The sequence below is a fragment of the Paeniglutamicibacter terrestris genome, assembly GCF_012271785.1.
In the GTDB taxonomy this organism is placed as follows: domain Bacteria; phylum Actinomycetota; class Actinomycetes; order Actinomycetales; family Micrococcaceae; genus Paeniglutamicibacter; species Paeniglutamicibacter terrestris.
This window is the reverse complement of the sequence record NZ_JAAWVT010000005.1, coordinates 279,404-291,117: the sequence shown is the minus strand read 5'-3', so window position 1 is coordinate 291,117 and position 11,714 is coordinate 279,404. Positions and strand designations below refer to the sequence as shown.

The 11,714-nt window shown below is 59.8% G+C and carries 11 protein-coding genes; 3 read left to right on the top strand and 8 right to left on the bottom strand.

The annotated features are described in order from the left end of the window. Positions 1-65: 65 nt before the first annotated feature. Positions 66-410 carry a cupin domain-containing protein gene (locus HED64_RS12600; protein WP_168152332.1) on the top strand — a complete coding sequence of 115 codons (345 nt, stop codon included), beginning with the start codon at positions 66-68 and terminating at the stop codon, positions 408-410. A gap of 76 nt (positions 411-486) precedes the next feature. On the opposite strand, the gene HED64_RS12595 is transcribed toward HED64_RS12600, so the two are convergent. The 4 genes from HED64_RS12595 to HED64_RS12580 all read right to left on the bottom strand — a co-directional run bounded on the left by HED64_RS12595 (position 487) and on the right by HED64_RS12580 (position 5,221). After that, positions 487-1,032 (bottom strand): ferritin, encoded by a 546-nt coding sequence (locus HED64_RS12595; protein ID WP_168152331.1) that lies wholly within the window; start codon positions 1,030-1,032, stop codon positions 487-489. A gap of 183 nt (positions 1,033-1,215) precedes the next feature. Next, a complete protein-coding gene (locus tag HED64_RS12590) occupies positions 1,216-2,553 on the bottom strand; it encodes a Y4yA family PLP-dependent enzyme (RefSeq protein ID WP_210149624.1) in 1,338 nt (445 codons plus the stop codon). Between the two features lie 68 nt (positions 2,554-2,621). Next, positions 2,622-4,235 (bottom strand): FAD/NAD(P)-binding protein, encoded by a 1,614-nt coding sequence (locus HED64_RS12585; RefSeq protein WP_168152329.1) that lies wholly within the window; start codon positions 4,233-4,235, stop codon positions 2,622-2,624. Next, positions 4,232-5,221, bottom strand: coding sequence for a pyridoxal-phosphate dependent enzyme (locus HED64_RS12580; RefSeq protein WP_168152328.1), 990 nt, complete (start codon positions 5,219-5,221; stop codon positions 4,232-4,234). Before HED64_RS12580 ends, HED64_RS12585 begins: the two co-directional genes overlap by 4 nt. A gap of 342 nt (positions 5,222-5,563) precedes the next feature. Here HED64_RS12580 and HED64_RS12575 point away from each other — a divergent pair, with 342 nt between their 5' ends. After that, positions 5,564-6,199, top strand: coding sequence for a peroxiredoxin (locus HED64_RS12575; RefSeq protein WP_168152327.1), 636 nt, complete (start codon positions 5,564-5,566; stop codon positions 6,197-6,199). On the opposite strand, the gene HED64_RS12570 is transcribed toward HED64_RS12575, so the two are convergent. Beyond that, on the bottom strand, positions 6,083-6,421 hold the full coding sequence (locus HED64_RS12570; RefSeq protein WP_168152326.1) for a DUF202 domain-containing protein: 339 nt from the start codon (positions 6,419-6,421) through the stop codon (positions 6,083-6,085). The two genes, HED64_RS12575 and HED64_RS12570, sit on opposite strands and share 117 nt — an antisense overlap. Beyond that, positions 6,418-6,807: a YidH family protein gene (locus HED64_RS12565; RefSeq protein WP_168152325.1), complete on the bottom strand. Its 390-nt coding sequence runs from the start codon at positions 6,805-6,807 to the stop codon at positions 6,418-6,420. The genes HED64_RS12570 and HED64_RS12565 overlap by 4 nt, the downstream gene beginning before the upstream one ends. A 346-nt stretch (positions 6,808-7,153) precedes the next feature. Between HED64_RS12565 and HED64_RS12560 the strand changes: the two genes are divergently transcribed. Continuing rightward, positions 7,154-8,524 carry an NAD(P)-binding protein gene (locus HED64_RS12560; protein ID WP_168152324.1) on the top strand — a complete coding sequence of 457 codons (1,371 nt, stop codon included), beginning with the start codon at positions 7,154-7,156 and terminating at the stop codon, positions 8,522-8,524. Positions 8,525-9,292: 768 nt separating this feature from the next. On the opposite strand, the gene HED64_RS12555 is transcribed toward HED64_RS12560, so the two are convergent. Both HED64_RS12555 and tdh read right to left on the bottom strand, forming a co-directional pair. Continuing rightward, positions 9,293-10,492, bottom strand: a complete 1,200-nt coding sequence (locus tag HED64_RS12555; RefSeq protein ID WP_168152323.1) for a glycine C-acetyltransferase — start codon at positions 10,490-10,492, stop codon at positions 9,293-9,295. 70 nt (positions 10,493-10,562) lie between these two features. Next, complete coding sequence (gene tdh / locus HED64_RS12550) at positions 10,563-11,609, bottom strand: L-threonine 3-dehydrogenase (protein WP_168152322.1); 1,047 nt, start codon at positions 11,607-11,609, stop codon at positions 10,563-10,565. Positions 11,610-11,714 lie beyond the last annotated feature (105 nt).

Here is an 11,714-nt window from a genome sequence, read left to right as displayed (position 1 = left end):
TTGCTTGACACTCCCAAGCCTGAAGTCAACCATGTGAGTAACCGAAGCGCGGAAAGGCAACGACGATGGTCAACGATCATGGTGAACACGAGACTCACGGAGTGACGGTCGAGCTCTTAACGAGTGTTGATTTGGGGCCGGAAATTCCGGGCATGGCCGGGAGAGAACTTCGGATGCGCAGAATAACCATGGCCCCCGGAAGCGTTTTCGGTCCGCTGCATGACCATCAGGGCAGACCCGGGGTGGTGAACATCCTGCAGGGCACGATCACCGATCACCGAGATGGGGTTGCCACCCACTATGGACCCGGTGTGGGTTGGCCGGAAGACAGCGCCACCACGCATTGGCTGGAAAACCAGGGCACGGTCCCTGCCGTAGAAATATCCGTCGATATCGTCAGTCGCGCATAAGTTCTCCGGCCGATGGTTCCGCCCACCGTGGGCGGGACCATCGGCCATGGTCAGGGAAACTTCGAAAGGTCCGGGGTTAGAGCGCTCCCCCGGCTGGTGCCGGCGAACCTGAGCCCTCCACCGGAGAGCGGGACCTGCCCCCATCACCCACACGCTCGCGTGCCAGGAACGTCTCAACGTCAAAGACGTTTGTCGCCCGACGGGCGACATTCAGCAGCGTGGACATCGAGGCGACCTCTTCGACCTGCTCCTTGAGGAACCAGAGCATGAACTGCTCGCCCAACGGGTCATTTTCGGCCCGGGCAGCAGCGAACAGCGCCTTAATCTGATCTGTCACTTCAATCTCCTGGGCCAGCGCCAGCACCAGGGGTTCCTCGGCCGATCCGAAGTCGTTGCGCACCGGTTCGATGCCTGGAATCTCCACTTTAATGCCCCGGTCCAGCATGTATTGGAGCATCATCATGGCGTGATTCCGCTCTTCCAACGACTGCCGGTAAAAGTGCTTGGCCAGCCGCGGCAGATCCTGTCCATCAAACCAACTAGCGATGGCGATGTACTGCTGGGAAGCGGCAAATTCGTTGCCGAGCTGGCTCGTGAGCAGTTCGTTAAATGGGTGGCTCATGGTGCTCTCCTCGAATCGTGGTGAACGGTTGAAGATCTGCTGCGCCACGAGTTGGCCGATGTCGGTGCCAGGGCACAAAGTGGCTCAGTGTCTGTATCGAGCCTCCCTTTGACCTCTCTCCGAGTCAAGGCCTAGAGAACACTTCGGGCGCAACCGAATCTGCTGTGGGCATCGGCCGCCATGTCACACGAGCTCATCAATGGCATCGGGTACCCAGCCTTGGCCATCCCAGCGCAGGTTGGCGGCGAGCGGCAACTGGTGCGACGCGCTCTCCACGATGTGCATCAAATAGCCGGCAGTATTAGGAAAAACCACGATGTCCCGTGGCGCAACACCGTGGGGAAAATCGAATCTTCTGCGCAATAGCAGCTCCTCCTCGATGCAATAGGCCCCCACCAAAAAACCGCTGAGAGGTGAACGCTCACGCACTGGCTCGGCGGCCTGCAGCAGAATGGGGTCCAGCAGAAAATCTGCCGAGGTGGAACGACATTGGGTTCGATTCATATGCAGACCAACCAACGGCATACCGTCACTGCGGCTTTTGCTGAAGGCGACGCTGGCGAGGGTGATACCACAGCCATCAAGCAAGGACCTCCCCGGTTCACACCGCAATTCGATGTTCTGGCTGCGCAGCCGATCCGCGATAGATAACGGCTGGCCATCGGGTCGGGAGCGCAACAGACGATCCAACCATGGCCCGCGAACCAGTGACTGGTGATATGGGTATACGGCGGCGCTTGGCGCCGGACCTTGGGCACCGAGTCGATCGGATTTCCAGGTTAATTCCTCATTCCCTGCCGGAAGGGCGGAAAGCTCCGACCAGAAGTGGTCCCACTGCGCCGCACTCTCGAGATAGGACATCGGGATGCCACCACCCATGTCAATGAAGCTCGGCCGATGGCCCAGCATCCGCAGCCGCTCGATGAAGCTCAGCGCCTCAACGATAAGAATTGCGCGCTGAGTATGGTCATAACCATTGAGGTGGAAATGGATGCCTTCAATCTTCAGGCGCTGGTGGGCATCCAACGTGTTGAGATCATTGAGCCAGTGCTCGGCTTTGAGGCCAAAGCGGGTGGGCGGGATCGCTGGATCATCCGACGCAAGACGCAGGGCCACGCGCAGTGGTTTGCCGGGAATGGGTTCTAGCCCCAGAAGTTCGGCAGCCTCGTCGTAGTTATCCAAGCTGATCACCACGTTATTGGTGACCGCCAGGCGAAGCAGCGCTGTTGATTTCACGGCGGCGGTGAGAACGATTTTCTCGCCCGGCACTCCCGTGTCCAAGACTTGGCGAAGCTCGTTGAGGCTCGCCACATCGATCCCACAGTCACTGGCCGCCGCCTGTTCTACTGCGCCGATCGTCTTGTTCGCCTTCCGGGCCAGATAGATCTGGAAGGTGATGTCATGATTCGCTGCCGCTGCGCGTAACTCCGCAACGTTGCGCTCCATGGCGGAAAAGTTGTGCAAATTGAGGGGTGATCCGTGGCGCTCAAGCAGCTCCGCGCAGAGCTGCGTATCGGCCATCACCGATTCCATCCACGGTTCGAGCCGAGCGGTAAGGGGCGCTATACCCTGCATCATCGTTTTCATGGTCACTCGCTTAGTGAGGGGGCGGGCAGCGGTAGCTGGCTGGCAATTCTTCGGGCCCAACGTCGGGGCTCCTCATGCAGGGATCTGTTCAGGGTGTCGTGGCCCAGGGTAGGTCCTTCGGTTGGCCGGCCAAGAGCGGTCAAGGATTCGTAACGCTGCCCCCGAGCGTTTATACAGGTCCCGTCGAGGTCGGTCAGCAGTCCGCGTTCTCCGCTGCGTACCGAAATTTCTCCCGCCTCGAGCAGGCCCGCGAACAACGATGATTTCGCTGCACCCTCGGGCTTGAGTAGAATCCCTGGCGACGGAGTCAGAGCATCAACTACAATTTCTGCGTGACGATCTGCGTCCCCCGCGGATCTATCCTGTACCAGCAGGCCAGCCTCAAAGAGTGCCACCAGCCGCCGCACCGTGCGCTCCGGGGGCCCAAAGGCCATCCGCTCGAAATTCCGTGCGATCCGGTCAAAGAGTTTGCGCTGCCGCGGCTCCCACCGAACCCTGTCGATGGCCACAACGAGTTGAGCGTAAAGTCCCGACCACACTCGAGCCCACACCCAACGTGTGGTGGGCTCCGCTGCTCCCCTATTGACCGCGAGACTACGCCGCCACAACCCCTCCACGCTGTCACCGGTCCCCATATCCGCCGATCGACCGGTCAGCGCGGTGCGCCACAACTGAAGTTTTGAGGTCCTCAGCCCCGCCATCGCGGCGCAGTCCGCGGCTGCGTCAAGCAGGATCCGCCATAACTCGTCCATCTTGTGGGGATTGGTCTCGGCGGCAGTAGCCAGATCACTCCCCCATCGGCGAAGTTGTTGAGCGCGCGACCGGATGAGTTCAACGATTTCCGGAGGAATCGACTCGGGTTTAGGATCCATGGGCAACCCCGTGCGCGAGGTCATGATGATTCTGGACGGCTCTCGCCCACTGGCTAGGTAGCGCAGGGAGCCGGTTCCATCCGTGGTGTCCGTTTCCCAGCGACCACCACGGCCTTCGGTAAGTAGCAGGGCAACGTCATAAGCGGTCAGGGCTGCACCCCGGAGGCGAACGCGACCGCCTGGCGGAATCCGCGCCTCGGTGAGCGATCCGTATTCGCCGATGAGCGGCGTTGCATTTTGAGCCGTGGGAATCTCCTCCGCGCTCGGATCGTCGGACAAACCGTGACCCGTGGCCAGTACCACTTCATCGTAGAACTCCGCGCCTTCCGCAGTGTGCACCTGCCAGCCCGCTACATCCCGGACCACGGCAAGCACCACGAGGGGGACGTGATTTAACTCCATGTTCCCCTGTTCCGAGAGAGTGCGGAATTGTTCGCTCAGGTATCGGCCCACCACTGCACGCGGCGGATATGTGTCGTTCATGTACTGCGGGGCGTTGCATGCTGCCCATGTACCGAAATTCTGATCGTCCAGCCTTGAGCTGGCGTCGACGATCCGTGAGGCGACATTGAGCCGCAGGACCTCGGGCTGTCCACTTTGCCAAACTCGTCCGGCACCGGGCGGATGCGGATCGTACACGTCAACGTGCAGTGTTCCGGCCCGTTCCGGGGACAGCACATCATGGAGTTCGAGCAGGGCGAACAGCGTCTTGGGTCCGCCGCCGATCATGGCAATCCGAGTCACAACACCCCTGCGCTTGTGGTTCCGAAGCCCGCCTTAACCGTGGTTTTTCCGGCGAGGTTTTCCTGCACCCACGTGTCGTTGTATACCGTATGCAGGTAGGGAACCCCGGAGTCGTGGACGAGGAATGCGATTCTAGATCCGGCGGGTATGGACGGCAGTTGGCGGCTCATGGCCGCGACGATTGCCCCGGTGGAGGCCCCTGCAAGGATCCCCTCTCGTTGCGCAAGTAGTTTGCACCCCGCAACCATCTCAAGCTCCTCGATGCGCCAGACGATGTCGGGCTCTGCCGCCAGCGCCAGCTCCGGGACGATTCCCGCACCGAGTCCCGGCAAAGACCTGGTTCCTGACTCGCCGCCGAATAACACCGAGCCGAGTGAATCTACCGCAACGATCTTCGTTTTCAGCTGATGGTGCCTGATGTAGTTTTGGCATCCCAGCAGTGTCCCGGTGGTACTGGTGGCGACAAAAAGCATGTCCAGCCGTCCGTCCATCGCCTCAATGATCTCCGGCATCGTCGAGGAGAAATGTGCCGCGGGGTTATCCAAGGAACCGTATTGGTTCGTCGTGACAGCGCAGGGGTGTTCGGCCAGTAGTTGCTCAACCCGCTTCCTCCTGGCCGACAACTTGTTTCCGTCCGGCGGGGTGGGGACCACATCGATGGCGGCGCCAAAGGCACGCATGATTTCAAGTGCCGAGGCGTTGGCATTCTGGTCAACCACGGCAACAAATTTGATGCCCCGAACGACGCACTGTCGTGCCAAAGCCATTCCAAGATTTCCCGACGTGGACTCCACGATCATTCCGCCTTCGGCCAGACGTCCCGAGTCCAGGAGTCCGTCAATGAGGCTGGCGGCCGTTCGTTCTTTGGTGCTGCCCGAGAGTTGGAGGGAATCTAACTTGGCGAACACCTCAATATCGGGTGCATCAAACAGTTGGGTCAGCTGGACTGTGGGCGACACAAACGGGCTCAACGTACCAAAACTCATGGACATTCCTCAATCTTGTGGACTGGAAATTCTGTGGTCGCACGGCACATCTACTGGTGCAGAAAATACTCGGCTGGCTCTGGCGTCAGTCTATGTGAAGTCGAACCGTCGCTGAGCACAAATGCCCCGGCGCGTCGGCAACACCGCTGACGCAAGAGTCCGTGTCACAGTTACTTTTACTGGTCAACCTTTGATTTACCTGACAAAAGCCGCAAAAGTCCCTAGCGCCTTCCGCCACCGAGCAACGTGTACTTGCGTCTTCTGGATGAGCCCGCCAACCAGGCCGACAGACACGGATAGCCTCGACGGAATCAGAAGACCGGAGAATGGGATACTGATCCCATGAACTCCGATCTAGACCTAGCAACACGCCAAATGATCGGTACGGCGTTTCCCGACGGTGCATTCCGCTCCACCGACGGCACGAGGTTCACGGCCAGAGAGTTCCCCGCCAGTTCTTTCATTTTGTTCATTTACCCCAAAACGGGACGGCCAGATGTCGCCGAAGCACCCCAATGGTCGATGGTTCCCGGCGCCAAAGGATGCACCGCAGAGTCTTGCGAGTTCCGCGACTTGGCGAGTGACTTCGCCGCCATCGGATACTCACTTCTGGGCCTATCTAGCCAGCACAGCGAGTACCAACAGGAGGCCGCGGAGCGTCTTCATCTGGGTTATCCCCTCCTTTCGGATCCCGAATTCACCTTGGTATCGGCCTTGGGACTTCCCACCTTCGAATTCGATTCCGAGAGACTCTACGTACGCAGTACGCTCGTGGTTTCGGCAGGAATTATCACCCACGTGCAGCTGGGCATCACGGATGCAGCGGGGCACCCACGGCATCTCCTGGAGCAGCTGAGGAATTTACTGGTTTCCGAGCACCACAATGATTCCGACGACGCCCAAAGTAAACACCACGGCGGTCATGGAAGTCACCGCCACCGCGTCGGCGTGAATACGTTCATCGCGCACGCCCGCTGATGCACGGGCATAGCGTTTACGTTGTGTGAAATAGATGCCGCCCGCCAAGGACAGGCAGAGGGCCACCATCAACAGGACGGACAGTCCGTAGTGCGGTAACCAGCGTAAGAAGATCAGCCCGGCCACGCAGAGAGACATCGTGGTCCTGCCCCACGCCATAATCGTCCGCTCGGGTTGCAACCCCGAGTCGTTGTGCGCAGAGACGGCCCCGGAACGATTCATGAACTGGTCGCTATCAGCACCGCCACAATAGTTGCGGCAATGGCTCCACCAAGACCCAACAACGGGATCAGGAGCGGCAGTGGGAGAGGTTTGTTGTGGCGCATCGACGATTCAATGAGTCGCCATCGCAACGCGGCCCCGGCACTTATCAGGATCCCCATAATGATCAGGAGCAGTGAGATTCCGGTGCGCAAAGATCCTGGAAATGCTGGAGAGGCAAAGACTTCCAACGCAATGCCACCGGCTAGGAAGGCGAGCGACGTGCGAATCCAGGCCAAGAACGTGCGCTCATTGGCTAAGGTGAAGCGCGGGTCGGGTTCTTTGCCGCCCGGCAACACCAGCTTGGCTAGATAACCCCGATCAGCTTCTTCTTCACCGGGTGTCATGCGCTCTCCAATGTTCGTCATTTTGCGCGCGACGATTCATTTTTTGGGCCACCGGCGCGAGTTCTCTGCACAGCCTATAGCCAGTGCGCGCGAGTTGAGGCAGCCGCGCTCTTTGGTGTCCCGTATTACGGCAGTTCATTGAATAGCAAAATCGTGAGGTGCGCTCAAACGCGTTGATCTAGGAACGATTAGGGCCGGCAAGGAGCTCAATGGTGAGCGGCTTGTCCCGTCATTTTGGCTATTCATCCTCAGGTGCAAGACGAGCTTGCCGGAACGCGAAAATAGGACATCTGGGTTTACTTTCGGACCCATGGATACTTCGGTGTTGCGGTGTTTCAATTAGTTCATGACGCACTTTGTGCAGGCCGACTACCTCGTGGTTGGGGCTGGTGCCATGGGTATGGCGTTCGCCGACGCGCTGATTGATCACGCCGATGTGCGCGTCGCATTGGTCGACCGGCGCCATGCCCCTGGTGGGCACTGGCTGGATGCCTATCCATTTGCCCGTCTGCATCAGGCATCAGCTTTTTACGGGGTGGCATCAACACAGCTCGGTGATGGTCGGGTGCAGCAGTTCGGGCCCGAGGCTGGTCTGCATGATCGGGCCGATGTGTCGGAGATTTGTGCCTACTATGCCCACATCTTCAACGATCGGATGGCGAGCTCGGGCCGCGTCGAGTTCTACAACAACTGCGAATACGTTGCCGATCGAAGCGTTGTTTCGCATATCTCCGGCCGAATAACGGAGGTGCCATCCAAGTGCAAAATTGTTGATGCACGCTACCTCGCTCCCGATATTCCTGCGGTGACACCACCACGATTCGGACTCGCGGCCGACGTCCGGATGATTCCGGTCAATAACCTCGCCCGCACCATGGATGCGCCGAGCCAATATGTCATCGTCGGATCGGGCAAAACAGCAACCGATGCCTGCATCTGGTTACTGGCTCATGGCGTAGATGAATCCGCGATTTGCTGGGTTCGCCCGCGCGATCCATGGATGCTCAACCGCGCAGTGGTCCAACCGGATCCGGAGGTGTTCCTCGGCATGGCTGCCGACACCATGGAGGCTGCGGCAGGGGCAACATCGTTGGAGCATCTTTTCCTCAGGCTTGAGGATGCTGGCGTCATGATTCGAATCGACACCTCGGTAACGCCCACGATGGCGAAGACACCGACCCTCGCCCGCTGGGAGCTCGAAAAGCTGCGTTCAATAGAGCATGTGGTACGGCTGGGGCATGTCAGGTTGATCGAGCGCGGTCGCATCATCTTGGACGAAGGGTCTCTCCAGATATCCCAGGACGCGCTGGTCGTGCACTGCGCTGCTTCGGGGCTGCGCTACCCTCCGACGATCCCCATCTGGGCACCGTCGGTGATCACGTTGCAGCCAATCAGGGCCGGGTTCCCGTGCTTTGCTGCGGCGCTGGCCGGGTATGTGGAAGCGACGCGCGATCACGACGCCGAAAAGAACCGACTCTGCCCGTCAACGCCGTACCCCAACTCGTTGGGGACGTGGGCAAAGATGCAAGTTCTGGGCACGCGCGCAGCAATCTCCTTCGGGTCAGAGCCGGACATCAAGGCGTGGGCAGACACTGTTGCGCTGAACCCTGCTCGGGTGCCGCCACCGGAGGGCAGATCGGCGGCGTTAGAGGACTCGCTCTCTCGACTCAAAGCCCGTACTCCGGCGGGAATTTCCAGACTGGTAAAACTGCTCTGAATTGTGGTCCTGGTACCGCAGGTACCGCTATAGTGAAGGCCTTCTCCTGCAACCGTAGTGAGAAGTAACAACGAAGAGAACGGAAATAAGTCGATGCGCGGAAGCAATCTTGTATGGACAATCGTGGGCGTTCTGGTGGCCATTGCCTTGGTGATATGGATCGTTTCGGCGGTTTAGCGTTACCCCTCTGAGTAGTTATGAAGAAGCCCGGTCATCGTTTAAGAGGCGTCTTCTCAAAGGACTTGGAATGCAGGCACCGCTTGCATTCCAAGTCCTTCTGACCGTGTTGTGATTGGTTTCCAATTCCCATTCACGATGTTCTCCACGCACCGTTCCAAAAACGCACATTGCAGCCACCAGATGAAGGGGCTCGTGTCCCAGTTCTCGGAATGAGAACACCCCGATCGGACCATCAAAACGATACCGAGGCGCCACCGAATGTCCATGAACAGCCAACGGTCTCATTGCTCAACTTCAAGGCGTCTGCGCTACCCCGTGGGGTGTGCCATATCTGCACCAATGGCAGGAAACCCCGCAGAGGCGGTAAAACATGGGTAAATCGACTAAGCCGTCAAAAGCCGAGCTTTCCAAGGCCGGATCCAAACTAGCCTCGTATTCTTCGAGCAAGCCTGCCAAGTCCCAGGCAGGATCGACGCTCGGTAAGGGCTAGGCAATCACTTAAGGTTCGCGGTTCGAATGCGCCTGCTTAACCCAAGGATCGCCGGCACTCCCTCAAGCAGGGAGTGCCGGCGATCCTTGGCTTTGTTCTTAGCGGCTGGCGATAAACGCCTGCACACAGGCTTCAATATCTTCGGCCGAGTGGGCGGCCGAGAGCTGCACACGAATACGCGCCGCTCCCTTGGGTACCACCGGGAAGCTGAACGCGGTGACAAAGACACCGTGCTCCAGCATCTTGGACGCCACCTCGGCGGCCTTCACCGCATCCCCAAACATCACCGGGATGATGGCGTGCTCGCCCTCGAGCAGGTCAAAGCCTTCCTCGGTCATGCGCGTGCGGAAGAGCGCAGCATTGGCAAAAAGCTTTTCGCGCAGCTCTCCGGAGCCCTCCACCAGTTCCAGTGCCTTGAGTGTCGCTGCAACGATGGCCGGAGGCATCGAGTTGGAGAAGAGGTAGGGGCGCGCCTTCTGCCGCAGCATGGCCACGATCTCTCCGCGGCCCGAGACGTATCCGCCCGATGCCCCGCCCAGCGCCTTGCCGAACGTTCCGGTGTAGATGTCTACCCGATCCGAGACGCCAGCGTGTTCGGGGGTACCTGCACCGGTGGCCCCCATGAAGCCCACGGCGTGGGAGTCATCGACCATGACCAGCGCGTTGTACTTGTCCGCCAGATCGCAGATGGCCGCCAACGGTGCCAGGTAGCCGTCCATCGAGAAGATGCCATCGGTGACGATGATGGTGCGCCGGGCACCCGCCCCGTCGTTCAGCGCGGCGGCGGCCTGCAGCTGGATCTCCAGGTCGGCCATGTCCTGGTTCTTGTAGCGGAAGCGTGCGGCCTTGGACAAGCGGATGCCGTCGATGATCGAGGCGTGGTTCAGGGCATCGGAAATGATGGCGTCCTGTGCACCGAAGAGCGATTCGAAGACACCGCCATTGGCATCGAAGCAGCTGGAGAACAGAATCGTGTCTTCGGTGCCCAAGAACGCGGAGACGGCAGATTCCAGTTCCAGGTGCAGATCTTGGGTGCCGCAGATGAAGCGGACCGAGGCCATGCCAAAGCCGCGCGTTTCCAGCGCGCCCTTGGCGGCGTTGATGATGCGCTCGTCATCGGCCAGCCCCAGGTAGTTGTTGGCGCAGAAATTCAGGACCTGTTTGGCCTCGGAGCCGAGCTCACCCGCGGAGATATGGGCCGACTGGGCCGAATCGATGTGGCGTTCGGACTTGAACAATCCGTCGGTGCGCAATTGCACCAATTCTGCGGCCAGTTCGTCTTTCATCAAGGTATACATCTGTGTAGGTTCCCCTCGGGAGTATTTCGAATCTTCGTGTGTGCCGGTGGTGGCCGGATGCGTCGGTGGTTTAGAAGACGGTCCAGTCCAGGACGACCTTGCCGCCGTGGCCGGAGCGGGCGGCGTCGAAGCCCTTTTCCCATTGCGTGGCGGGCAGGTAGTCGGTGACCACGGAGGAGATGCGTTCGCGCAGCACCGGGTTGGAGGTGAGCATGGCACTCATGGCGTACCAGGTCTCGAACATCTCGCGGCCGTAGATGCCCTTGAGGGTGAGCATGTGGGTGACGACCTTGCCCCAGTCGATGTTGATGGCGCTGGAGGGCAGTCCCAGCATCGAGATGTGCCCGCCGTGGTTCATGTTCTCGATCATCTCCGGCAGGGCCGTGGGGTGTCCGGACATTTCCATGCCGAAGTCAAAGCCCTCACGCATGCCCAATTCGCGCTGGGCATCCTTGATGCGGGTCTTGGCCACGTCGATGGCGATGTCCGCGCCCATGCCGCGAGCCAGTTCTAGGCGCTGCTGGGAGACATCGGTGATGGCGATCTTGCGCGCACCGGCATGGCGGGCGACGGCCACAGCCATCAGCCCGATGGGGCCAGCACCGGTGATCAGCACGTCCTCGCCGACCAGCGGGAAGGACAGCGCGGTGTGTACCGCATTGCCGAAGGGATCAAAGATCGCGCCAAGTTCCGGGGTGATGGATCCATCGTGGTGGACCCAGACGTTGGCCTCGGGGATCACCACGTATTCGGCAAACGCGCCATCACGCTGAACACCCACCGAGACGGTGTTGATGCACATCTGGCGGCGTCCGGCACGGCAGTTTCGGCACATGCCACAAACCACATGGCCCTCGCCGGACACGCGATCACCGACCTTCACGGTGGAGACGTTTTCGCCGATCTCGACGACCTCGCCGTAGAACTCGTGCCCCGGAATCATCGGTGCCTTGATCATGGCCTTGGCCGCGTCGTCATAGGCCTGGATGTGCAGGTCGGTGCCGCAAATCCCGGCGGTCATCACGCGGATTTTCACGTCGTGGAAGCCGGCGATGGGTTCGGGACGGTCAACAAGTTCGAATCCGGCGTGTGGTCCGGATTTGTACAGTGCCTTCATCGGTGGGGGTTCCTCACTTGCGGCGCGTGCTGCGCGTTCATGGTCAATGCGAATCCAGTCTGACATCAAGTGCACGCCCGCGATACCTTAGAAGATACGCAGGTT